The organism is Congregibacter litoralis KT71 (assembly GCF_000153125.2).
Taxonomy (GTDB): Bacteria; Pseudomonadota; Gammaproteobacteria; order Pseudomonadales; family Halieaceae; genus Congregibacter; species Congregibacter litoralis.
Map to the genome: position 1 here is coordinate 4,181,906 of NZ_CM002299.1, position 23,601 is coordinate 4,205,506.

Here is a 23,601-nt window from a genome sequence, read left to right on the forward strand (position 1 = left end):
CGAAAGGCTGTTTATTCACGCCAGTCTAGCAGTGGAGAAGTTGCACCGGTCAATAAGCGCCCCGCGCAAGCAATACGGCCGGTACCGTGGCGACGAGCAAACGTATATCCAGCCACAGGGAACGCTCATAGATATAGCGGATATCCAGCTGAACCTGCTGCTCGAAGGGAATGTCGCTGCGGCCACTGACCTGCCAGATGCAGGTAATACCGGGCTTCACGGACAACCGTAGACGATCCATCGCCGTGTACTGTGCCACCTCAGCCGGGACCGGGGGTCTTGGTCCCACGAGGGACATCTCACCCACCCATACGTTCCAGAGCTGGGGAAGCTCATCAATAGATGCCTTTCGAATGAAACGACCGATACGGGTGATGCGCGGGTCGCGCTTCATCTTGAAGGTGGTGCCGCCCTCCATCTCGTTTTGTCGCTGAAGCTCGGCTTTCCGTGCCTCTGCGTCGGTATACATGGAGCGAAACTTCCAGCACTTGAAGGGCCGCCCGCGACGGCCAATCCGCGTTTGGGAAAACAGCACGGGGCCGGGGGACTCGCACTTCACAGCTATCGCGGTGGCGATCAACAAAGGCGCGAGGATAAGCAGTGCACTGGTGCTGACAATGAGGTCAATACCGCGCTTGAGAGCGGCATAGACGCCGTCGTGGGCATCGCGAAGCCAGCCAGTATAGCTACTCGCTAAGAGTTGTGTGCCGGCGGTGATCGCATCGCCGGGGCGGGTCATGAGGATGGACATTAGTGTTGCTCCAAAAATTGTGTATTGCGCTACACACTCCCTGGAGCAACCGGCGTGCCATCGCCGAATAAATTCTTAACTCATTGATTTTTAACACTTTTATATGCGCTTAAAGAAAGATGGCGCGGCTATCGCCCGGACCCCTCGCAATAAAGCTCGCATTTTGCAATACATATTAAGACTTTTCTTTAGCGATAGCTACCGCAGTACGCCAGGCAGTGCGACCAACTACCCCTTAAACCATTGATTTTTATAGGTATTACAAGAATCCCTGAAAGCTGGCACGCACCCTGCTACTCCTATGGAATCGAGCAATAGCCGCAATATCAATCGACAGCGATGCCACACATGAACAGGGACAAGCACACTATGCAGAAACACGCGCACCACCCGGAGGAGCTGAGCATGATCACCTGCTCCTACGCACCGGACTTTAATCGCTGTGAGCGCCTTTGCCGATCGGTGGATCGATGGGTCAGCGGCGACATCACGCACTGGCTGGTGGTACCCGCCCGCGATTTAAGCCGGTTCCGCAAGCTGTCAAACGGACGACGAAACATCGTCGCCGTCGAGGACATTGTACCGGGCAGTTTTAAGCAGCTCCCGCGCAGCCATCGCTGGTGGCTGGACCGCCGCGCCTGGCCGGTCCGCGGCTGGGTGATGCAGCAGGTCACGAAGCTCTCGGCAAACGCCGTCACTAGCGCCGAATTCATTATCTTTGCCGATTCCGACCTGCAGTTTGTGAGGCCTTTTTCCCGCGATCATGTCGTCGACCATGACCAGCTGAGACTGCATCGCATCGCCGGCGCCAAGAACAGCGGCGAACACCTCTCATGGCACCACAAGGCCGCCGATCTCCTTGGTACGCGAAGACAGTACTTTGGCCACGATTACATCGGACAGCTGATTACCTGGCGACGAAGTCATCTTGAAGGCCTGCAAAAACACCTTGAAGACACGCACAGCCGCCCCTGGTACCAGGGTGTGGCCCGGGCGCTCAAAGTGTCGGAATACATTTTGTATGGCGCCTATATCGACGCCGTCGTGGGCATCGATAACAGCGGCCATTTTTCCTGTGATGAGGACCTGGCCCATTGCTGCTGGTTCCGCGAGGAAGCCGACGCTCTGGCAGGGGGCAGCTACCCCCTCAGCGCCGGCGCCGTCGCCGTGTTACTTCAATCCAATCTCGGACTCAGCGATCAGGATGAGCAGCGCATTGTGCGCGACCTGACCGCCTCAAGCCTAAGCCCCGTGGAGGGACTCGCACTATGAAAAAACTATTGTTTATCACCCCCGAACTGCCCTACCCACCCCAAAGCGGGGGCAAGGTAAAAAGTCTGAAACTACTGGAGGCCCTGGGCGAACGCTACGAGGTCACCCTCGTATCACCTCTCAAGCTCGACGATGCGGATTATCGACACGAGTTTGAAGCGCGCTCCCCCTGCGTTGAACACATTCATCGACGCATCGATGTGCCCCGCTCGGCAAAAGGCCTCCTCGGCAGCTACCTGGCGGGCAAACCCCTGAACGTGCATCGCAGCTACGATGCGGCCATCGCCCAACAGGTCCGTCGCCTCGCCCCATCCCATGACATCATTTTTCTCGATCACTACGAGGTGAGCGCCTACCTCCCGGACAACTACAAAGGTCTGGTCGTGTATCACGCCCACAATGCCTACCATCAGATCTGGGATCGCTACGCGCGCCTTCCGGGCAACATCGCCCTGAGGGCCGCCGCTTTTATTGAGGCCGGCCGTGTCCGCCGCGCCGAGCACCGGATCGCGAAACGCGCAGACCTGATTTTTGCCGCGCCCAATGACGCCGAACTCCTCCTGGACAGTGGTATCGATGGCGAAAAGATCGCTCACACCTATCATCTGGGTGATGACGGCCAGCTCACCCTGCCGGCGCTGAATTTTTCAGCCAGCAAAAAGAAGCTCATGTACGTCGGACTCCTGGGCTGGGAAGCCAATGTGGTCGGTCTGCTCTGGTTTATCGAGAATGTGTGGCCACGACTCCTACAGGAGCACCCGGATCTGACTTTCGATATCGTGGGCAAGAACCCCGATCAGCGGCTGATAACCCTGGCTGCGATCTATCCGGGTATCCAACTGCGGGGCTTTGTGGCGGATCTTCAGGAGGTCTACCGGGACGCCCGTGTGTCCGTCGCGCCTCTTCTTTTCGGCAGCGGCATGAAGGTAAAAGTCCTCGACGCCATGGCCCGGGGCATGCCCACGGTGACGACACCCGTGGGAGCCGAGGGCGTGGACTACATCAACAATCGCCACCTTTGCGTTGCCCACAATGCCGAAGACATGGCCCTGGCAACACTGCAGCTGCTGAAGGACGAGGCCCTCTGGACCCGTATGCGCGATGAATCCCGCCAGCTGATCAGGGAACGGTACACCTGGCGGCAGCTGTTTTCGAGCATGCACAACGCTCTGGATTCTGCACTGCTCCTGAAGCAGGCCGGAACCGCAGACAGCGCTGAAGAGCATCAGCCAGTCCTTCAACATGTCTGAAGGCATTGCAGCGCGCAGGCTTTTACCCGCATCCGGGCTCCCGGCGGCGCTATGGAAAGCCGGGACCCTGGCAATCAGCCGGGGTACAGGCATGGCCGCTCAGATGGCGGTGCAAGTCGCCGTGGGCGCCCTCGCTGGGCCCGCGGGCATTGGGGCGCTGCAGCTTCACATGGCCTGGGGCAGCCTCCTTGGCGAACTCGTGGGGGCGGGCGAACCCACGCGAGCGCTCCGTGATCACTCTCTGCATCATCAACGGGAGTCGTCATTGAAAGAGGGCTTACTCAAAGCCAGCAAAACAATTCTGAAGTACTCGGGGGCACTGGCCGTTCTCGTCATGCTGTTGGTGCTTTCGGGTCTTGCGGAGTCCCTCGGCCTGAGCAGCGACGCTCTTTTGCTATCCATTGTGGTTTCCGCGCCGCTGTTCGCATTGACGCGACTCTTCGCCGAAACCCTCAAAGCCCTGAATCAGGCACTTTGGGCGGTGAGCCTGGAAAACTCCGTCATGCCCCTCGTGATTCTGGGCACTTGCGGACTCATTGCCCTGGAGGTCCTTGTCGTTTCTCAGGCCATCATCTTGAGCGCCGCCGTCGTCGGCCTGCTCCTGGGACTTTGCCTCATGACGGCCTCTTTGCTGAAAAGCCGCAGAGACCGCGAAGGGCGCGACCCGCTTTCCCAAAGCACCACCGAAAACCCCGCAAAGCCTGACGCCCTCCATGTTCCGGGAGAGACCCTGCACTTCTGGTTGAACGGCCTGTTTAACATCGCATTCCTGCAGCTCCCCTTCCTCATCATGCCGTGGCTTGTGTCGGTGGAGGAGGTGGGTCGCTATGCCGTGGCGCACAAGTTACTCAATGTCATCACCACGCTGCTTATTCTGCTGTCCGCAGTTTACGGACCGAAGTTTGCGCGCGCCGCCGCGACGACTGACCGGAAAGAACTCGCCGGGCTCCTCGCAGCCACGCAGCGTATTTCCCTTGCCATCTTCATACCCGCTGCGGCCGCCATGCTGAGTTTCGCGGATCCCCTGGCGAAGCTCTTCAGCCTGAGTGCCGGGAGCCTGCTGCCCCTCTTGCTGCTGCTGTGCACCGGCCAACTGATCAACGCAGCGACGGGTCTGTCGGGCGTGCTGCTCAATATGAGCGGCGCCGCCCATCTCGAGTTTCGCGTGCTGACGGTCAGTTGCGTTACCACCCTCGTTCTCGCAATCCCCCTGGGACTCTATGGCGGCGCCCCGGGCATTGCGGCTGCCATCGCCGGCGGAATCTCCCTGAGAAACATCCTTAGCTATATCGCGGTTCGACGCCATATCAACAGTCTTGGAGCTAACACCCCATGAAAACCCTGGACTTCATCATTATTGGCGCACAAAAATGTGCAACCACCACCCTCTTCGAACTCCTGCGGCAGCATCCGGAGGTCAGCATGCCCCTGGAGAAAGAGGTTCCCTTCTTTCATCAGCGGGAATGCGATGCTGCCGCCTGGTCTGCCTTCGCAGATCAGTACTACCCGGAGGGCGAGAACAAGACCTGGGGGAAAGCGAGCCCCCAATACATGGCCGACGAAGCGATACCCGCTCGCATTGCTGCCCTCATGCCCGGCACCCGCCTCATCGCGGTGCTTCGAGACCCCATCGATCGCAGTCGCTCCCACTTTCGCATGGCCCTGCGGCGCAACACCGAGACCCGCTCCTTTGACGAAGCGATGCGGGACAGACTGACGCCTGAGGCCCTGGAGACCGCGCGCCAGGGCACTGCGCCCACGCACAGAAATGGCTATGAACCCGAGGGTGAGTTCTATCTTGCCTGGAGTGAGTACGGGCGCATTCTCACGCGCTATCGCCAACACTTTTCTGAGGAGCAAATGCTGATTCTGTACACCGATGAACTGGAGAACGACCCCCGGGGTGTACTCACGCGCGTGCTGAAGTTTCTGGATCTGGGGACCGACTTTCAGCCCCGAGGCCTGGGCGAGGTGATGCACGCCGGAGGCGGTGGCGCCCGGGTTCCCCACGGACTGCGGGTCTGGCTGAGGGAGCGCACCCTGATCGCCGCGTTCTGGAATCGGGTGCCGCCCCAGCAACAGGGACGGATCCGCTTTCTTTATGAGCGCTGGAACAGTCGCAAGCGCAAGGACCCTCTCCCCCTTCACCACGCCACGGAACAGGCACTGCGCCAGCACTTTGCCCGGGATGCGGAGCTCATTGAATCCCTGGGGATCCCAAGCCCCCCGTGGTCCGGGGACTATAAAACGGCATAAGATCTAAAAACTCACCGACCGTCGTTGCAATATGCGAAATTTATCCTTGCATATTGCAATGCAGTAAGAGAGGAGCTCGTTACAGGAACACCAAGACAAAACACAAGTCGTTGATTTAACTATATTTTCTATATTGGCATCAGCATTGCTCTGTTATGGGAAACAAAACCCAGAGTACAGAGACGTGATTTCCCGGACCGCCCCAAGAACCTTACGCCCAACGCTGCACGGCCTCCTGAGCCTGATACTGCCCATGGTTATCGGCTACGGCGCACCCTCCTCTGCCCAGGACGATTACCTTCCCTTCGTCGAGCCTCTGCAGGTGACGCAAAAGCGCGCCTATTACAACGCCGCTCCCGCAGGCCAGGACGAGCCCCTCAGCGTACCGAGCTCGCCGATCACGGTCCCCGTAGAGGTGGTCATCGACGAAGAATCGCGCCTCGAGGCCCTGGCGCGGGAAAAGCAGCAAGCCCTGTCCCTCGACGAGAGCGCGCAGGATCAGGCGCTCAGCGATGAACTTGAGCAATTTGGCTACTCCATCTTTAACCGCTCGCCCAGCACCTTTGCGCCGGTAGAGGGCATTCCCGTGCCCTCGGACTACCGCATCGGCCCGGGAGACAACATCGTCATCCAGCTCTTTGGCAAGCGTAACGTCCAGTACAACCTGGTGGTCACCCGTGAAGGCAAGATCCTCATACCCGAGTTCGGTCCCGTTACCGTTGGCGGTATGAACTTTGATGATGCGGAAACTCTGATTACCACGGGTTTTGAGCAACGCATGATCGGCGCCCGCGCGGTGGTCACCATGGGCAAGCTCCGCACGATTCAGGTTCGCCTTGCCGGCGACGTGAAGCAGCCCGGCATCTACACCATCGGTGGCTTATCCAGTCTTATTGATGCCCTGCTCACCACCGGTGGTGTTGCCGAGACCGGCACCCTGCGCGATATCCAGCTGATTCGCGGCGGAAAGATCGTCACCCGTCTGGATCTCTACGAGCTTCTCCTCGCAGGCAAGAGCGACAGCGATGCCTTTCTTCGCCACAACGACACGATTTTTGTCCCCGCCATTGGCGAGATTGTTTACCTGGGCGGTGAAGTTCAGCGTCCGGCCATCTACGAACTCCAGGGTGAGAGCACCCTGGGTGATGTGCTGGACATGGCCGGAGGCATGCTGCCCACGGCCTCCCTGGAGGAGTCCCTCATTGAGCGTATTCAACAGGGTGGCAGCCGCACCGTGATCGACTTCCAATCTCCCGGGACCGGCAAGAACCGCAGCGCGATTCTCGCAACGCCCATGCGCTCCGGCGACGTCGTACGCATTCTTCCCCTGGAGGATCGCCTCGATGCCGTCGTGCTACTCGACGGACAGGTGGAGCGGCCCGGCGCTTACCAGTTCGAAGCGGGCATGCGTGTTTCCAGCCTCCTTCGCGATACCCGGGCGCTGCTCCCCGGCGTCGATATGAACTTTGCCCTGATCGAGCGCGAGGATCGCCAAAGCCTTCAAAGCTCCGTGATCTACATTTCCCCGAAAGCTTCTTTACAAAGCCCTGGCAGCGATAGCGATTACTTACTTCAAGCCAGAGACCGCATCCGTCTTTTTCGCGTCAACGAAAACCGCGAGGACGCGCTTGCGGCCTTGAGAGACAAAATTGTCCGTCAATCCACGGACCCCCGCGCTGCCAATCTTCTGGAACTGCGCGGCGCCATTCGTCACCGCGGCCAGTTCCCCCTTGATGAGAATGCGCGACTCCTTGACGCCCTGAAAATCGGCGGGGGCCTGCAAAGCGGCGGTGACTACAATCACGGCGTCATCGCCCGCACGGCGCTGCCCAGCCTGGAGTTAAAAACCCTGCCTTTCAGTATTGCCGCTGCCCAGCGGAATCCTGGCAGCGAGGACAACCCCCGTCTGAAAGCCGGCGATCGCATCTACTTCCTTGGCGAAGACAGCGCCCGCAGTCAGCTCCTCGGCGAGGTGACCCAGCGTCTCAAGGAGCAGGCGCGCTACGGCGATGTAGAGCGTGTTGTCAGCATTCTCGGGGAGGTACTGAGCCCGGGAGAATACCCCCTTGTGGAAAACATGCGCGCCAGCGATCTCCTGTGTACCGCCCGGGGCCTGTCGCGTCGTGCCGATGGTCTCAGCATGCAGCTGTCCCGCCGCAACATCGCCGATGACTCGCTGCAACACGAGTCCCTTGATACCCGCGAACTCGTGGCCCTGTGCGCCGATCTTCACCGCGCCCAGCGAGGCGCCCTGAGCACCATGGAAGAAAGGGCCTTTCGCGGGCGCTACAACAACGAGACGATTAATCCGGCCCTGCAGCCACGGGATCAACTCGCGGTCAGCCTTCGGACCGGCTGGAGTGAGACCGCATCAATTACCCTCCGCGGTGAGATTGTGAAGCCGGGTGTCTACGCCATCGGTCCCGACGAAACACTCTGCGAGGTACTGCAACGCGCGGGCGGGTTGACGGAGTCCGCCTACGCTTTTGGCGCCGAGTTCACACGCCAGTCCGTGCGGGACATCCAGCAGGCGACCCTGGATGAGCTCCATGAGCAGTTGGATGATCTGATGGTCGAGCTTTCCCTGTCCCACTCCTTCCGCAACGACGAGAAGTCCTCGCACGAGTGGGGGGGCAAGCAGGACACGCTTCGCGTGATACAGCAACTTGAGCGCGCCGAAGCGACGGGCCGCATGGTGGTAAACCTGGACCGGGTGCAGCGCTGTCGCAGTCGTGACGCCCTGGCTCTGGAGAACGGCGATGAGCTCATGGTGCCGCGCATGCCGAATCACGTGCAGGTCTCGGGACAGGTCTACGTGGCGACCTCGCATCTCTATGACGAAGATCGCAGTATCAAGGACTACGTAGAGCTCTCCGGCGGCTCCACGGTATTGGGCCGTCTTGATCACACCTACGTGGTGCAAGCCAACGGCGAGGTGCTGAACCTCAAAGGCAAGCGCAGCTCACGAAAAATCGCCCGGCAAAACGTGATGCCCGGTGCGCGTATCTACGTCCCTATCAATGTTGATCGCATGAATCCAACGGAGAAGGCCCAGTCCTGGGTGAGCACCCTCGCCCAGGCCGCCATTCTTGCCGGCATCGTACTGTAAGCGGAGAAACCCTGATGACAAGCCAAAACACCACGGTGGATCTGCAGCACACCGCCGCCGCCAACCTCGACCTCATGCCCTTCGTGAACGCGCTGCTGCGCGCCAAGTGGCTGCTCCTCATCGCCTTCATCGCGGGTGCGAGCCTCGCCGCCTGGCTCTCTTTCACCACGCCCTACACCTATGTCGCAGGCGCCAAGGTAAGTATTGTGGATATCGAAGATCCCGGCGGGGTATCCCCCGACGACCGTCGTGCCTCCGAGGTGCTGACCCTCGTGGAGCATGGTTTCGTCATGGGAACCACGCGCGATAACTACAGCGAAGTCATGATGGCGCGCCTGCGTTCGCGAAGCTTTACCCTGCACTTCCTCGAGACTCACAATATTTATCGTCACTTCTATCCCGCCAAGTGGTCCGAAGAAACACAATCCTGGGAAGAAGGCTTCACCCCGGATGTGGGAGAAAGCTTTACGCGCTTCCGCGATGAAATCCGCATGATTACCGTTGATGAAGAAACGGACATCGTTACCGTATCCATGCGCTGGCCGGAACCCACGGTGCCCCGGGACTGGGCGAACCTGTATGTGCAGACCTTCAACGAATACATGCGCAACCGCACCCAGGAAGAGGTTCTGCGCAAGCAGGCGTTTCTGGAAGATACCCTTCGCAAATCCGACGTCGTGGAAATCCAGAAATCCATCTACCGCCTCATTGAGGCGCAGACCGCCATCATGATGCTGGCGAATGCACGGGAAGAATACGTTCTTGAAATTATTGATCCCGCGGCGCGCCCCTATCGCAGCGTCAATATGTCGCGCAAGAAGAAGGTGCTCGTCGGCGGCATCGTTGCCCTGATGCTCACGATGTTCGCCGTGCTGGGCGTCACCCTCCTGATGCAACTCTGGGCCAGCTTTCAGTCCGCCCGGGCCCTGCACCTACAACACAACTCCACCACTGACTTTTCCTGAGGAATCACCATGAGCTCTCTCATCTTCAACCCCGGCCGCGACTGCTTCAATTCCATGGGAATACCCGTGGACAATCTGACCCTTGAGAACGCCGTGGAACAAGTCATTGCTATGGCAAAAGCACGGGATGGACGGGCACGCCTCGTTTCCACACTGAATGCTGACTTCCTCGTGAACAGCCTGGGCACCGCCTTGTCGCGTCCCCGCCATCCAGAGCTTCTGGAGGTGCTACGAAGTTCAGATCTGGTCACGGCGGACGGTTTCCCTATTGTCTGGCTGAGCCGTCTCCTGGGACGTCCGATTTCCGAGCGGGTGTGCGGTTCGGACATGGTGCCGGCTATTGCCGGGAGAGCCGCTGAAGAAGGCCTCAGCATTTTTTTACTGGGTGGCGCTGCGGGCATAGCCGCCGAGGCGGGTCGCGTTCTTGAGGCGCGCTACCCCGGACTTCGCATCGCCGGGAGTGCCGCCCCGTTTATCAAGACCACGGGCCGGGACCTTGCCAACACGGAGGATGAGGACCTCGCACTGCTGGATGAGATTCACGCATCAGAGGCCGATATTCTCCTCGTGGGTCTGGGAAACCCCAAGCAGGAACTCTGGTTCAACCGTAATCGTAAACGACTCAGAACACCGGTTTCCATTGGCGTCGGTGGCACCTTTGAATTTGTCATCGGCACGGTTCGCAGAGCGCCGGCAATCTGGCAGCGCCTGAACCTCGAGTGGGTCTTTAGGATGCTTCAGGATCCGGGCCGTCTCTGGAAACGCTACAGCAAGGGTCTGGTGAAGCTGGGGGCTCTCGCGACACCCGTGATCCTGCAACGCATCAGGGAAAACCTTCTTCCCGGCACTGCTGAACTCCCGGGACCAGGCGCCCTGCCCTGGCAAAGGCTGTGGTCATCACGGGAGCAATCCATCGCACTCCTGGCGGTACCCCGCCGGGTGGGCGCTGACTACCTTCAGCGAGTCATCGAAGATGTCGCAGTAGAAAGCGACGCGGGGGAGCTTCGTATCCTGGACTTCTCTGACGTCAAACATATTGAACTCAGCGCACAGCAGGAACTGTTTAACCTGGCGAGCCTCCTCCGTCGCCCGGGAACCCAGATCCAGCTCATGGGAATGTCGCCGCGATTGCGCCGTCAACTCACCGCTGCGCGACTGATGGATCTCCTTGAGACCGACAGCACGGGCACCATTGATCGCCTGGCCGGTGGCGCCGATCACGCTACATCGTTCAGCTGCCAGTCCTATGCCCTGAAGGATGCCACCCTCACCATGCTTTCGGGCCCCGTGAGCCGCGAGACGCTTCGAGAACTTGGTTTTGTCGAATGTCTGCTCCACAGCGTCCGGGATCGGCACTGCATCATTGATTTCCGCAATGTGAGCCTTCTGGAGAGCTCGGGGATTGCAGAACTTATGCCCCTCTTCACCCACGCGGGCCAGAACGGTTCAGCGGTCTATCTCAGCGGTGCAGGCCATAACGTCAGGCAGATGCTGCGCATGGCGGAGATCGACAGCACGGCGAAGCTCATAAGTGATCAACAACTCCTCGAACGCATCAGCCGGGACAACGATGACCCCAGGAATGGAGCAAAGGAACATGTCTGAACTCAAAGGCGTTTACATTGTTCTCCTGAACTGGAACGGCTGGCGGGACAGCATAGCCTGCCTGGAAAGCCTCATCCCGAACATCCGGGCCGGCGCCCGGGTGCTTGTCTGTGACAACCATTCCAGTGACGAAAGCCTCAATCATATTCAGGCCTGGGCAAGGCATGAGCGCAGTGCCGGGATATCACAACATCCCCGCCTCGCCGCGTTACAGGCAAAGGGGCAGGAGCGTCCTGTGACGCAGCGAATCAGCCGGAGGGAAGCGGAAGCGGGGTTGGCGGACCCGGACGCCGAACTGATACTCGTGGATAACGGTGGGAACCTGGGATTCGCCGCAGGTAACAATGTAGGACTGCGCTTTGCCCTGGCGCAAGAGGACATGCAGCATGTCTGGTTGCTCAACAACGATACGCTTGTCGAGGCCAACTGCCTGCCGCAGATGCTGAATCGGCTGCAGGCGCACAATAGACCCGCCGTGTGCGGGTCCGTGATTCACTTTTTTGACGATCCTTCGATCATTCAATGCATCGGTGGAAACCGCTTCGACGCGCTCCGCGGCCGCGCTCTGGAATCCGAGGGACGATACCTTGAGGAGGGAGCGATGCCCGACGTGGGGACTATCGAAAGACAGCTGGATTACCTCACGGGCTGCTCCATGCTCCTGCCCCGCAGTTTTCTGGAAACCGTGGGCCTCATGAATGAAGCCTACTTTCTTTACTACGAGGAAATCGACTGGTTTACCCGGGCGGCCCGCCGCTTTGATCTCCTTGTAGCGGACGGCGCCCACCTGTATCACCGGGAGGGTGGCAGTATTGGCTCCCGCAGCTGGAATCGGGGCCCCTCCCTGATTTCAGACCAGTATATGTTTCGCAGCCGCATGCACTTTATGCGAAGTTACTACCCCAGGGACCTCTGGCGATGCACGCTGAGCAACTGGCTGGATGTGGTCAAGCGCGTCGTCAAAGGCCAGTGGCGCAATGCCGCCGTCATTGCCCGAGAGCTTAATCGACCGTCCGTAGAAGCGCAGTAATCTCAATGCAATCGAACACCACAGCAACATCGCCCTTCCAGATCAGCCTGAACCCGCTGATTTATGCGGCGATCTTTATGGCGACCTTCGCTGGCTGCCAGGGTGGGCGTTATTATCTTGCCAACCGCTTGCAGGAGCTCGGCATTGCCTGCGCCCTCCTGCTTTTTGTCATGGGTTGCTGGCAAGGTTTTTTTCGATTGTCCTACCGTGAGTGGAAAGCCTGGGTCGTATCCCCTGTGCTGTTGTTGGGCGGAATAATCGGCATCAGCAGCGTGGTCTTTGTCCTCAATTACTCCGGCAGCGTTCTGTTCAGTGCTTTTTCCGCCCGGGAGTTTCTCCTGGCCTTCATGGGCCCGGGCATCTATCTCCTTGTACGCTGCGGACTTCCCCTGCCCCAGGTAGAGCGAACCATCTGGTGCGCACTGTTCGCCCTAATGGTGAACTACCTCGTTTTCTACTTCACCATGGATCTTCGCGCGGCGTTTTTCTCATCGGATCACACGGTGAGCAACCTCGTCACCTACGATGCCTGGCGCGGATTTCGCCTCAAACCACCGCTGTTCGCCATTATGGTTGCGCTTCTGGGATCCCTTGCCCTGCTGTTTCAGTCCCGGGGCAAGGCCATCAAGACCGCCGCCATCGTCAGCGTCGCCCTGGCTGCCTATATCTGGAGCATCGTGCTTTTCCGATCGACCCTAGCAACGATGATTCTGTCGGTACTCCTTTACCCGATTCTCCTCTCTCACCGGACCCGCCTAAAGCTTATCGTCGTGGCGGCGCCCCTGGCGGTGCTGGCCATCCCGGTCATCGGTGCCATCGCCGCAGAAAATTTTATGGAGGCCGATGGCGGCAGCATCCGCGCAAAGGCCTTTCTCAAGGCTTTGGAACACATCGCCCTGCACCCTATTCTGGGAGCAGGCGAAGACAGCGCTTACGGTCTGTCCTATCAGGATATCGTCGCCAAGTACTTCTTCCCCTCGGATCTGGGCCTGGTGGGCGTGACTTACAAATACGGCATTGTCGGCGTTCTTCTGTACCTGACCATGCACGGAAAAATCTGGCTGCGACTGTGGTCCGCAAACATGGATTGCCGGGATACCGACGGACGCATCAACCCGCTGCTCTGGGGTATGTTCATCTTCATGACGGCGCAAACATTCAATCTGGCATTGAACCCGGGCCTCGCCTACGCCCAGGGGATCACCCTGGGTAGTCTCGCCCTGGCACTCGGCAGTCTTCACCGGATGCGTTGCGCCCTTGCGCCATCGCAGAATCCCCCCATACTGGAAGCCTCGGAAACCATGACATCGACCACGACATCGACCATCACATCAACCATGACAAACGCAGACGCGAGCACCGTAAGGCCGCAGGCATGACAGACGCACTCAAGCTTATGATGGTTGAGGATAGTCCTTCCCTGGCTGCCATTTACAACGCTTACCTCGCCGAGGAGAGCTATCAGACGGTCACCGTGGATAGCCTCGGCCGAGCCCACGCCACCCTGGATGCTTTTGTCCCGGACCTGATCCTTCTGGATATTGAGCTTCCCGACGGCAATGGCATTGACTTTCTGCGTCATGTCATGGAGTTGGAGAAACCACCCAAAGTTGTGGTCATGACAGCCCACGGCACCTCGGACATGGCCGTCGATGCCATACGCATGGGTGCCTCTGACTTTCTTACCAAGCCTTTTGACGCGGCGCGACTCAAGGTAACTCTCGGCAATGCAGCGGCTCAGCTTGACCTTGGGAAACGCATCGAAGAATTGTCCGGCAAGCAGCGCGCGTCCTACGCGAATTTTATCGGCGCCTCCAATGCCATGCAGACGGTCTATCAAACCATCGACTCCCTGGCGCCCAGTGACGCGACGGGATTTATCGTGGGGGAGAGCGGCACGGGCAAGGAGCTCGCCGCCGAGGCCATTCACGCTCACAGCGATCGCGCCGGCAGAGAATTTGTCGCCATCAACTGCGGTGCCATCCCCGGCGAACTCATGGAAAGCGAGCTTTTTGGTCATGTGAAAGGTGCCTTTACCGGGGCCAGCAATGCCCGTGAGGGCGCCGCAAGCATTGCCAATGGCGGCACCTTGTTTCTGGACGAGATCTGCGAAATGGATCTGGAATTACAGAAGAAACTGTTGCGATTCATTCAGACGGGAACCTTCAGAAAAGTGGGTAGCAATACCCTTGAGACCGTTGATGTGCGCTTTGTCTGCGCCACGAACCGCGACCCCCTGGTAGAGGTCCGTGAGGGCCGCTTTCGCGAGGATCTCTTTTACCGTTTACACGTGGTGCCCCTGCGCTTGCCACCACTGCGGGAGCGTGACCGGGACATCCTTATGATTGCCCGGCACTTTCTGGAGGTTTACGCAGACCAGGCGAAAAAGGCATTCACCCACTTTTCCCTCGCCGCCGAGGAACAGATGCTGCGCTACGTGTGGCCCGGTAACGTTCGACAGCTGCAGAACGTCATCCAGCAGGCGGTGGTCCTTCACGACGGCGAGCAGATCGAGGCTGATATGCTCGCCCTCGATATTCACCAGGGTTTGCAGGAAAGCCTCGATGGACATGATTCTCCGGGGGCTTCTGCCGCCAAATCAGAGACACATTCGCAGCCGGACGATCTCGCCCGGCGTCGGGCTATAGAGCCGCTTTGGATGGTGGAGAAACGCGCGATCGAAGCCGCCGTGGCTGCCTGCGACGGCAATATTAACCGCGCGGCGGGACTCCTCGAGGTGGCTCCATCGACCCTATACCGAAAGAGGCAGGCCTGGATCGACGACAGCGCTTAACAGCAGAACGGGCAAAAGAAAGGACTGACGAGCGGGCCGAAAAATGAGCAACAAACCACAGGAATTGAAACATGTATGGACTGATTAACAGCGCTCTCCAGGACATGGTAGTCACGCATTTTGGCGAGGAGCAATGGAAGAAAGTGCACCAGCGTTCGGGTGTGGCCGAAGACTCCTATCTCACCATGCGTCGCTACGACGATGAGTCCACCTACCAGTTGGCGGCGGCCGCGTCAGAGGTTCTGGAAGCGCCCATAGACACTTGCATGGAAATGTTTGGCAAACACTGGGTCGACGCTATCGCGATAAAACACTATGCTTCTCTCATGGATGCCACCGGCATTGATACCGTCGGCTTCCTTCATAACCTCAACAGTCTCCATGATCGCATTGCCAGCACCTTCCTTGACTACGTGCCGCCGGAATTTCGTGTGGAAGACAGCGACAAAGATGCGGGAAAACACTTTGTCCACTACTACTCCGAGCGCAAAGGTCTGACCTCCTTTGTTACCGGTCTCCTGGGCGGCCTGGCCGAGCATTTTGGCGACAAACTGGAAATCGTAGCCGTTTCCATCGATGACGATGGAGAGGGTACACACAGCGTATTTGAACTGAGCATTCAGTGAAGACCGAGCCAAGACTGACCTGGACGCAGCTCGAAAAGCTGTTCACGGTTATCCTCTGTATTAATGATGACGGCGAGATTCGCTATGCCAGCGAAACGCCCCGTCGCCACCTAAAGGATCTGGACGTCGGATCCCGGTTTTTCGATTTATTCACGCTGCTACGCCCCGCCACCGCTCGCAGCATTCCCGAAGTCCGGGAGCATCTTGCATCCTTGTTCCTGGTGAAAAGCAGGAATGAGCGTTTCGCCATACGCGGTCAAATGGTGGAAACCACCTGGCAGAGGGAACCCGTTTTGTGTTTCTGCGGTGCGCCCTGGCTCTTTTGGATGAATGCGCATTGCCCGGACATCAAGCTTGGCATAGCAGATTTCTCCTCCCAGGACTCTCAGCTTGACCAGTTGTTTTTGATGAGCACCGAGCAACGCATGGTCAGCGACCTCGAAAAACTTAACGCAGAGCTGCAGGACGCCAAACACGATACGGAGCTTGCCCAGGCAGGCAAGACTGCGATGTTTGCGCGGATGAGCCACGAAATGCGCACGCCCCTGAACGGCGTGGTGAGCGCTCTTGCTCTCATGGGAGATCAGGAGATGAGTCCCCAGTCCCGGGAGTTGCTCGCCCTGGCCAATAGCTCCTCGCGCAATCTGCTTCATGTCATTAACTATGTGTTGGATATATCCAAGATTGAGTCGGGCGATGAGGTGCTCGAGAACACATTATTTGAGCTGCCGCTGATACTGCGTAGTGTGACGGATATCGTCCGGGCTCGCGCCGTGGAAAAGAAGCTGGAACTCACGTGGTCTAGCAGCCCGCTCCTCGGAAATCTCTACCTTGGCGATAAGGCCAAGTTACGGCAGTGCCTCCTCAATCTCATCACCAACGCCGTCAAGTTCACGCCTGCGGGCAGCATCACGGTAAGAGCTTTGCCCTCATCCCATTCTGATGGGAACCATATCCGGTTTGAAGTTGAGGATACGGGTGAGGGCATCAGCCCGGAGGACAGGCTACATATCTTTGAACCATTCTGGACCGGCGCATCCGACGCCCTGGGTCAGGACAAGGGAACGGGTCTCGGTCTGGATCTGGTAAGACGCTATGTTGAGGTTATGCAGGGCACCCTGGGCGTAATTTCCCAGCTAGGAAAAGGCTCTCTTTTCTGGCTTGAGCTTCCCCTGGAGCCCGCGCCCGAGGCGAGCGCCTTAGGGGCCTCCCCGGAGGCTACACCAGAAGAGGTGCCCGCGAGATTTCAAGGTAAAGTGCTGCTGGTGGATGACAACGCCACGAACATGCTTCTGGGCCGTTTGATTCTCGAGTCCCTGGGCGTATCCGTGGAGGAAGCGCGTGATGGTGCCGCCGCTGTCCAGCGAGCACTGGAAGAGGATTTTGATCTGGTGCTCATGGACCTGAACATGCCGGTCATGGATGGTGTTGCCGCTACCACGAGCATTCGCCGGGAGCGCAGCGAAGAGGCCTTACCCGTGGTCGCCCTTACCGCCTATGCGAGCAGCGAGGAGCGGGAACGCTGCCTACAGGTCGGCATGAACGACTACCTGACAAAGCCCATCGTAAGGGACCGCCTCGCTGAGCAACTGAACCGCTGGCTGAAAGCGGACACGGGGACGGGAGTGACTTCAAAAGCTGCAGCGAAGAAGCCCCCATCCGAGACAAACACCCTCCCCGACCTGGCTGAGGACGTTTTGAGCGAGCTACGGACACAGATTGGCGACAGCAGTCTGACAACGGTGCTGGATCAGTTTGAAGCAGAGGTTCAGGGCCGCTGGTCCCGGTACTCCCAGGCCCTCTCCGAGGGGGACAGGCCCGCGATGATTCGCGAAGCTCACACGTTGAGCAGCACCTGCCGCAGTCTCGGATTAGCAAACGCCGGCGAGCATTTTTCAAAGCTGGAGAGTCAGCTTCAGGATGGGGCAGCAATCCCGAAGGACGCGCCAGAGGAATCCGAAGCGATTTTGTCCAGGGGTCTTAGGGCCTTGAGCGAATTTCGCAACAGCTAGCTAACTGCTGACCCCGGTCTCTGCTAACCTCAGGCATATTGCATCTACAAGGAAACTGATCATGCGAGTTCTTCTCTGGGTTTTGGGCGTCCCCCTTGTTCTTATCATTCTGGCGGCGATTCTCGTGCCGCTGTTTTTGGACGAGGAGGCGCTGGTCGAGATCGCCGCCGAGCGTATAAAAGAGCAGAGCGGAGCAGAATTGCGTATCGACGGGGACGCGTCCCTGTCTCTGTTTCCCAAGGTTGCTCTGTCCGCCAGCGCGGTAAGCCTGAATGTTCCCGACAGTAAAACGCGCATCGTTGCCGACTCCTTTTCCGCCGGCGTTGCCCTCATGCCCCTGTTTCGCAAGAGCGTGGAGATCGACAGCATCCGCGTAGACGGACTCACCCTCAGCGCCGAGGCGGTGGATGAAGAGGCCGCAAAAGCCGAAGCCATGGACACCACCACGCTTAGCAACAGCGAGTTAGACGAGTTTTACGCCGTGAGAGCCCAGGCCCGGGCCAAGGCCCAGGCAGAAGCGGCTGCCAGCGTGTTAGCCGTCCCCCTGGCCCTGGAGGTAGGCGAACTCTCCCTGGCGGATATCCATGTGATCACCGTGGACAGTGACGGTCAGCCCATCAGCGAGCTACAGCTGCGGCAGCTAACCGCTAAGGACCTGAACATTGACGGACGCCCCGTCCCCCTGACGGCAGAAGTCATTATTCCCTCCGGCGACGATAAGGATCCCATGAGCATCACCCTCGCCGGCGAGTTTCGAACCAATCTCAACGCAGAGACCCTCAATCTGGATAGTCTGAATCTTCGCGTCACCGGCGCCACACCGGACCCGATTACCCTGGGCTTGAGCGGTGAATTCGCCCTCGATACCCAGGTCGCAGATCTCAAGCTCGAGCTTCAAACCGGGGATCTCAAAGGCAGTGGCACCCTCCGCTATGCAAGCTTTGAAAGCCCCCAGATCGACGCCGACCTGGCGCTGACAGAACTGAACCCTGCCCTCCTCGTCCTGGCCGGTCCCGACGCAGGCGCTGAGGTCGCAGACAGCGAGGCATCTGCCGATGGCGATACAAGCCTACCCCTCAACGCTCTTCGCATGATCGATACGCGGGCCAAGCTGCGCATCGATAGCGTGGTGCTGGATGCGCATCGGCTCACGGACGTTAACGCGCAGCTGCGGGTTGCTGATGGCGTCGCCACTCTCGACCCGGTGACGGCCCAGGTACACGGCGGCAAGATTGATTTCAGCGCCGTGTTCAACGGTCGTTACAACCTCGCCACCCTCACCACGGAGGGCGGCGTGACAGCCCTGGATGTCGCCCAGGCCGTCGCAGCCATGGAACTGGGCATGGAAGCTCGCGGTATCGCCAATCTGGAATGGTCCCTCGAGGGCGGCGGCGAGAGCAGTGATGCCCTCACGCAGTCACTCACGGGGCCCATCAGCTTCACCACGGAAGACATCACTCTGGCGGGCATCGCTATGGAGAAGATGTTCTGTACGGGCGTTGCCCTTGTGAATCAGGAGTCCCTCAGCGCGGAATTTCCGGCGGACACCCGCTTTGAGGCACTCAAGGCGGAGATCATGCTGAAAGACGGCGTGGCCACGCTAAATCCCCTCACGGCACAGCTCCCCGCCGTGGGTCTTCAGGGTACGGGCAACGTTGATCTGGAATCCCAGGATCTTCGCGCCAGTTTCCGCGCACAGCTCTCGGCGGCGCTGGGCGAGCTTGATCCCGCCTGCAGAATCAACGAGCGCTATGCCGATCTACGCTGGCCCGTGGAATGTAAGGGAAATCTGGCCGACGACCCCGCCAGCTGGTGCGGCGTGAATACCACGGAGATCATTAAGGATCTCGCCGAGGGAGAATTAAAGCGCAAGGCCACCGACGAGGCCGGGAAGCTCTTCAACAAGCTCTTTAATCGGGACTAATTCAGTACGCGGTATCCGCGACCCCGGAGGCATTGCTTAACGACCTTAACCTTGTCGCGCTCGCCTTCGGCAATCCCGCGGGCACCGCCGGTAACGGCACCGACCCCGGCGCCGCGAACGGCGCCATCGGTGCTATCGCGGACGATGGCCCCAACGGCACCGCCCACCACCGCACCGGATGCGGCGCCCCGGGCAGCCTTCTCGCCCGTTCGCACTTCCGATGCATAGCTTTCGCACTCGGCCTTGTCTGCCGCATAGCGAGCCATGTCCACGCCCTTGCGATCAATGATGATTTCATCGGTGGTGGTGCAGGCGCCGATGCCCATCGTCGACATCAGCACCATGGTAGGGGTAAAACGCGTAAAAACACTCATGGCGGGACTCCGGTTTCCGATTCCTTCGGGCTTCTACGTTCTACCCGTCTGAAACTGTCGGACAACGGCGCCGCCCTTTAGTTCTTTTCTGCAGCCACCAGCTCCCGCACGTCTTCGAGCAACATTTTGGCGTCAAAGACGATGCCATCTCGCACCGTGTAACGAACACCGCCTACGCGCTCAACGGAACCTGTCTCGAGATTCAAACGCCGATGTCCCGTGCCGTAGAGGAGCTTGAAGTTGGCAAGGGGGTTTTCGTCGAGGATGACCAGATCCGCTTTCTTGCCCACTTCCACGGTACCGATCTCCCGATCCAGCCCCAGCAGTTCCGCGCCATCGAGAGTTGCTGCCTTGATCACCTCCAGGGGATGGAATCCCACCTCCTGGAGCAGCTCGAACTCTCGAATGTAGGCAAAGCCATACACCTTGTAGATGAACCCCGCGTCGGAGCCCGTGACCACACGCCCGCCGGCGTTTTTGTAGTCGTTGACGAATGTCATCCAGCGTTGAAAGTTTTCCTTCCAGTCAATTTCGCGCTGCGTTGTCCAGTCAAAGAAGTAGGAACCGTGAATCTGTGGATCGGCCTCAAAGGCCCGCGCCATATAGGACGGCACGTAATCGTCCATCCAGTCGGCGTTACGCGCCCGCATGAGATCCCGATTAGCTTCATAAATAGTAAACGTGGGCGATAAAGTGAAATCCAGGTCCACTAACTCGGCGATGGTGCGCTGCCAGGTTTCCGAACCCGGCGCAGCCGCCTGCAGCCACAAGCGCCCCGCCTCACCGAAGCGATCCTGCTCATTGCTGTAATTGTAATCATGGGGGTAGTCCTGAATGACCCGGTCGTCGAACATGGCCTCGGGCAGGCCGTACCAATGCTCCATGCTGTCGAGACCCAGACGGGCGCTGTCGAGGACGTTGGTCTGTACAACGGACAACTGAGCATGGTGGTAGGACGTCTTCATACCCAGACGTTTAGCTTCTTCCATGGCAGCGGCGAAGGGCTCCGCCCGGGCGCCACGGAATTTCACACCATCAGCGCCGCGCTTGCGTACGGCTTTCACCCAATCTCGCGCTTCGTCGGCCGTCGCCGTCGACGGCGGGAACATCGCATGAACACGCATACGCGGTGCACTGATCTCACCTGCAGCGGCCATCTCACGATGTTTTATGGTCCAACCTAAACCCATAACCGAACCCACATCGCGTACGGTAGTTACGCCGTGGGCCAGCCACAATTTGAGCACGTACACGGAATCCGTGAGGGCGCCAGCCTGGGCATGCCCCGGTGTGCCCAGATGCGTATGCGCATCGACAAAACCCGGAAGCACGTAACCGCCGTCGACATCGATGACTTCGGCGTCGGCCGCCTCGGTGTCACTCCCGTGACCGCCGTGAATTGAATAGATGCGATCGCCGCGAACCTCAATAGTCACGGGACCCCGCGGGGGCGCGCCATTCCCCACCACCAGCATGGCGTTTTTGATAAGGAGGCGATCAAAAGGTCCCCGGGCCTCGTCACCCCGCGGTGGTGCCAGCTTGGGTGGGGCAAAGCCCGCTGCTAGCGCTCCCGCGATCCCCTCCTCTCCAGGTTCGGGCCTGTTTTCCGCCGCCGTTGCGAACATGCCGGGCAAGACAAAAAGCAAACCGAGCAGGATAAAAGTGCTGCGGGCCCGTGCCCGGCCATCTGTGAACATCTTTAATCCAGACATCAAACAATCCTCAAAAATTATTTCTCCTCACTTTACAAGAAACGGCGGTTGGTTTTCTTGTCCCGTCAGCGTCGCCGGTATAATGCACCCAAAACGAAAGCCCAGTACTCGTCGCCACCGTCCATGGACACCGGTGGCCAGCCCTCAGGCGACACGATGGAAGTTACTCTCGCTCTATGATCCGACGACGCCAGTTCACCCATGCAGGTCTACTGTTGCCTTTGACGGCAGCTCTGTCATCACAAGTTCTGTCATCACAAGCTCTGGCGGCTAAAGCCCAAGGCGATCCGTCCCCATCCTCGCGGAAGATACTTCTGGATACGGACATCGGTAGTGATATCGACGATGCCGTCGCCCTTGCCTACCTCCTTCGCCAACCACGCTGCGAATTGCTGGGAATCACAACGGTAACCGGTGATGCCCAGGGCCGCGCCCGCTTGGCGGCGGCGTTGTGTGAGGCAGCCTCAGTAGAAACGCCGATCTACCCGGGAGAAGAGACGCCCCTGTTCGTTGACTCAATGCAGACCGATGCACCTCAAACCAGGCGTCTCAAATCAAGGGAAGCGACATTTCCAAACCATGCGGCGATAGAGTTTCTGCGGGACACAGTTCACGCGCATCCCCACGAGGTGACGCTGCTGGCGGTGGGACCCCTCACCAATATAGCGACACTTTTTGCCCGCTATCCCGAAACCCCAGCTCTTCTGGCGGAATTGGTGATCATGGGCGGTAAGTTCTCGGACTATCCAACACCCTGGGGCCCGACGGAGTGGAACGTCATCGTAGATCCTCATGCGGCACGGCAGGTGTTTGCCGCAGCTGTACCTAAAATCACGGCTACGGGCTTGGATATCACCTGGCAGGTCAGTATGAGCCCCGAAGAAGTAAAAGCGCGCTTCAGGGAAGACCCTCTCCTGGAAATTGTGCTGGATTGGTCAAAAGTCTGGTTCGAGGAGCGAGAACTCCTGCACTTCCACGACCCCCTGACCGCGGCCACACTATTTAACCCCAGTCTGTGCCGCTTTCAATCGGGTGATGTTTACGTCGACCTTGAGAGCAAACCTATCCCTGGCGTCACGTCCTTTCGAGAAAACCCAGCGAGTACAATACAGGTGGCCACTAACGTCGATAGCGACGCCTTCTTCAAAGAGTACTTTTCTGTGTTCCATCAATGAAAACATTGGTCTTACAGTCACAACGCCCGGGGGTGCTTCCCGCCTGGCAACGGCGTTGCTGCGACTCCGTGCGCGCCTGGTCCAAGTTGAGGGGCTACGATTACAGCTTTTGCGGAGATGAACTATTCCGGCCCTTGCCGCCGGCTCTGCGGGAGAAACTTCGCATCCAACCTGTAGTCGCTACGGACCTGGCCCGGCTTCTGCTCATGGGTGAGGCCCTTCGCTCAGGCTATGACCGAGCTATCTGGTGTGATGCGGATCTGTTGATTTTTCGTGATTTTGAGCCTTCGGATCTGGATCATAGCTTTGGTCGCGAGGTTTGGGTTCAAGGTCGTGACGATGGCATCCATAGCTATCGCCGCATCCACAACGCATGGCTTCAATTCACGGCGGACAGTCCCATCCTGCCCTTTTACATTGACCGGGCTACGGCGCTCCTTGAGCGCGTAAAGATACCCGTCGTTCCGCAGTTCATCGGCCCCAAACTGCTAACCGCTTTGCATAATATCGTCGGCTTCAATGTGCAGGAACGTGTAGGAATGCTCTCGCCGCTGTGTATGCGCGATCTACTAATGGGCGCGGGACCCGCCCTGACCGAGCTCACCAGCGTGCACGCGCAGGAACTAGCGGCCGTTAACCTCTGCGCAAGTTACGTCGACAAACCTTCCGATGGTGTTTGCCACAGTGACGATGACTATAGCGCCGCGGTTCGCAAGCTGATTGCTCCGAACTGCCCTCTCTAAAAA

At 58.9% G+C, this 23,601-nt stretch carries 18 protein-coding genes; 15 read left to right on the forward strand and 3 right to left on the reverse strand.

The genetic code is table 11. The features are described 5' to 3' along the window. Positions 1-49 precede the first annotated feature (49 nt). Positions 50-751, reverse strand: a complete 702-nt coding sequence (locus KT71_RS18900) for a sugar transferase (protein ID WP_008293715.1) — start codon at positions 749-751, stop codon at positions 50-52. Between the two features lie 369 nt (positions 752-1,120). Between KT71_RS18900 and KT71_RS18905 the strand changes: the two genes are divergently transcribed. The 13 genes from KT71_RS18905 (at position 1,121) to KT71_RS18965 (ending at position 19,594) form a co-directional block, all read left to right on the forward strand. Then, positions 1,121-2,023: a DUF6492 family protein gene (locus tag KT71_RS18905; RefSeq protein ID WP_008293714.1), complete on the forward strand. Its 903-nt coding sequence runs from the start codon at positions 1,121-1,123 to the stop codon at positions 2,021-2,023. Next, complete coding sequence (locus tag KT71_RS18910) at positions 2,020-3,273, forward strand: glycosyltransferase (protein WP_008293713.1); 1,254 nt, start codon at positions 2,020-2,022, stop codon at positions 3,271-3,273. The genes KT71_RS18905 and KT71_RS18910 overlap by 4 nt, the downstream gene beginning before the upstream one ends. Next, the gene (locus KT71_RS18915; protein WP_008293712.1) at positions 3,266-4,609 is read left to right on the forward strand and encodes a lipopolysaccharide biosynthesis protein; all 1,344 of its coding nucleotides are present in this window, start codon (positions 3,266-3,268) and stop codon (positions 4,607-4,609) included. Before KT71_RS18910 ends, KT71_RS18915 begins: the two co-directional genes overlap by 8 nt. Further along, positions 4,606-5,529 (forward strand): sulfotransferase family protein, encoded by a 924-nt coding sequence (locus KT71_RS18920; protein ID WP_008293711.1) that lies wholly within the window; start codon positions 4,606-4,608, stop codon positions 5,527-5,529. The genes KT71_RS18915 and KT71_RS18920 overlap by 4 nt, the downstream gene beginning before the upstream one ends. Before the next feature lie 184 nt (positions 5,530-5,713). Further along, the gene (locus KT71_RS18925) at positions 5,714-8,638 is read left to right on the forward strand and encodes an SLBB domain-containing protein (protein ID WP_023660363.1); all 2,925 of its coding nucleotides are present in this window, start codon (positions 5,714-5,716) and stop codon (positions 8,636-8,638) included. Positions 8,639-8,652: 14 nt separating this feature from the next. Beyond that, positions 8,653-9,603, forward strand: coding sequence for a GumC domain-containing protein (locus KT71_RS18930; RefSeq protein WP_008293709.1), 951 nt, complete (start codon positions 8,653-8,655; stop codon positions 9,601-9,603). A gap of 9 nt (positions 9,604-9,612) precedes the next feature. Further along, positions 9,613-11,208: a WecB/TagA/CpsF family glycosyltransferase gene (locus tag KT71_RS18935; protein WP_008293707.1), complete on the forward strand. Its 1,596-nt coding sequence runs from the start codon at positions 9,613-9,615 to the stop codon at positions 11,206-11,208. After that, positions 11,201-12,238, forward strand: a complete 1,038-nt coding sequence (locus KT71_RS18940) for a glycosyltransferase (protein WP_008293706.1) — start codon at positions 11,201-11,203, stop codon at positions 12,236-12,238. The genes KT71_RS18935 and KT71_RS18940 overlap by 8 nt, the downstream gene beginning before the upstream one ends. Positions 12,239-12,243: 5 nt before the next feature. After that, on the forward strand, positions 12,244-13,617 hold the full coding sequence (locus tag KT71_RS18945) for a membrane protein (RefSeq protein ID WP_008293705.1): 1,374 nt from the start codon (positions 12,244-12,246) through the stop codon (positions 13,615-13,617). Beyond that, positions 13,614-15,032: a sigma-54-dependent transcriptional regulator gene (locus KT71_RS18950; RefSeq protein ID WP_008293704.1), complete on the forward strand. Its 1,419-nt coding sequence runs from the start codon at positions 13,614-13,616 to the stop codon at positions 15,030-15,032. The genes KT71_RS18945 and KT71_RS18950 overlap by 4 nt, the downstream gene beginning before the upstream one ends. Positions 15,033-15,103: 71 nt before the next feature. Further along, positions 15,104-15,658, forward strand: a complete 555-nt coding sequence (locus KT71_RS18955; protein WP_008293703.1) for a heme NO-binding domain-containing protein — start codon at positions 15,104-15,106, stop codon at positions 15,656-15,658. Beyond that, the gene (locus tag KT71_RS18960; protein WP_008293702.1) at positions 15,655-17,670 is read left to right on the forward strand and encodes a response regulator; all 2,016 of its coding nucleotides are present in this window, start codon (positions 15,655-15,657) and stop codon (positions 17,668-17,670) included. Before KT71_RS18955 ends, KT71_RS18960 begins: the two co-directional genes overlap by 4 nt. Positions 17,671-17,731: 61 nt before the next feature. After that, complete coding sequence (locus KT71_RS18965; protein WP_008293701.1) at positions 17,732-19,594, forward strand: AsmA family protein; 1,863 nt, start codon at positions 17,732-17,734, stop codon at positions 19,592-19,594. On the opposite strand, the gene KT71_RS18970 is transcribed toward KT71_RS18965, so the two are convergent. Both KT71_RS18970 and KT71_RS18975 read right to left on the reverse strand, forming a co-directional pair. Further along, positions 19,591-19,968 (reverse strand): glycine zipper domain-containing protein, encoded by a 378-nt coding sequence (locus KT71_RS18970; protein WP_023660364.1) that lies wholly within the window; start codon positions 19,966-19,968, stop codon positions 19,591-19,593. The two genes, KT71_RS18965 and KT71_RS18970, sit on opposite strands and share 4 nt — an antisense overlap. Positions 19,969-20,045: 77 nt before the next feature. Further along, the gene (locus KT71_RS18975) at positions 20,046-21,680 is read right to left on the reverse strand and encodes an amidohydrolase family protein (RefSeq protein WP_023660365.1); all 1,635 of its coding nucleotides are present in this window, start codon (positions 21,678-21,680) and stop codon (positions 20,046-20,048) included. A gap of 176 nt (positions 21,681-21,856) precedes the next feature. Here KT71_RS18975 and KT71_RS18980 point away from each other — a divergent pair, with 176 nt between their 5' ends. Both KT71_RS18980 and KT71_RS18985 read left to right on the forward strand, forming a co-directional pair. Further along, the gene (locus KT71_RS18980; RefSeq protein WP_023660366.1) at positions 21,857-22,855 is read left to right on the forward strand and encodes a nucleoside hydrolase; all 999 of its coding nucleotides are present in this window, start codon (positions 21,857-21,859) and stop codon (positions 22,853-22,855) included. Continuing rightward, positions 22,852-23,598, forward strand: a complete 747-nt coding sequence (locus KT71_RS18985; protein ID WP_008293697.1) for a hypothetical protein — start codon at positions 22,852-22,854, stop codon at positions 23,596-23,598. Before KT71_RS18980 ends, KT71_RS18985 begins: the two co-directional genes overlap by 4 nt. Positions 23,599-23,601 lie beyond the last annotated feature (3 nt).

Excerpts from the sequence above, each read along its gene's own strand:
- KT71_RS18900 (WP_008293715.1), bottom strand. The coding sequence starts at position 751 with ATGTCCATCCTCATGACCCGCCCCGGCGATGCGATCACCGCCGGCACA.
- KT71_RS18905 (WP_008293714.1), top strand. The coding sequence starts at position 1,121 with ATGCAGAAACACGCGCACCACCCGGAGGAGCTGAGCATGATCACCTGC.
- KT71_RS18910 (WP_008293713.1), top strand. The coding sequence starts at position 2,020 with ATGAAAAAACTATTGTTTATCACCCCCGAACTGCCCTACCCACCCCAA.
- KT71_RS18915 (WP_008293712.1), top strand. The coding sequence starts at position 3,266 with ATGTCTGAAGGCATTGCAGCGCGCAGGCTTTTACCCGCATCCGGGCTC.
- KT71_RS18920 (WP_008293711.1), top strand. The coding sequence starts at position 4,606 with ATGAAAACCCTGGACTTCATCATTATTGGCGCACAAAAATGTGCAACC.
- KT71_RS18930 (WP_008293709.1), top strand. The coding sequence starts at position 8,653 with ATGACAAGCCAAAACACCACGGTGGATCTGCAGCACACCGCCGCCGCC.
- KT71_RS18935 (WP_008293707.1), top strand. The coding sequence starts at position 9,613 with ATGAGCTCTCTCATCTTCAACCCCGGCCGCGACTGCTTCAATTCCATG.
- KT71_RS18940 (WP_008293706.1), top strand. The coding sequence starts at position 11,201 with ATGTCTGAACTCAAAGGCGTTTACATTGTTCTCCTGAACTGGAACGGC.
- KT71_RS18945 (WP_008293705.1), top strand. The coding sequence starts at position 12,244 with ATGCAATCGAACACCACAGCAACATCGCCCTTCCAGATCAGCCTGAAC.
- KT71_RS18950 (WP_008293704.1), top strand. The coding sequence starts at position 13,614 with ATGACAGACGCACTCAAGCTTATGATGGTTGAGGATAGTCCTTCCCTG.
- KT71_RS18955 (WP_008293703.1), top strand. The coding sequence starts at position 15,104 with ATGTATGGACTGATTAACAGCGCTCTCCAGGACATGGTAGTCACGCAT.
- KT71_RS18965 (WP_008293701.1), top strand. The coding sequence starts at position 17,732 with ATGCGAGTTCTTCTCTGGGTTTTGGGCGTCCCCCTTGTTCTTATCATT.
- KT71_RS18970 (WP_023660364.1), bottom strand. The coding sequence starts at position 19,968 with ATGAGTGTTTTTACGCGTTTTACCCCTACCATGGTGCTGATGTCGACG.
- KT71_RS18975 (WP_023660365.1), bottom strand. The coding sequence starts at position 21,680 with ATGTCTGGATTAAAGATGTTCACAGATGGCCGGGCACGGGCCCGCAGC.
- KT71_RS18980 (WP_023660366.1), top strand. The coding sequence starts at position 21,857 with ATGATCCGACGACGCCAGTTCACCCATGCAGGTCTACTGTTGCCTTTG.
- KT71_RS18985 (WP_008293697.1), top strand. The coding sequence starts at position 22,852 with ATGAAAACATTGGTCTTACAGTCACAACGCCCGGGGGTGCTTCCCGCC.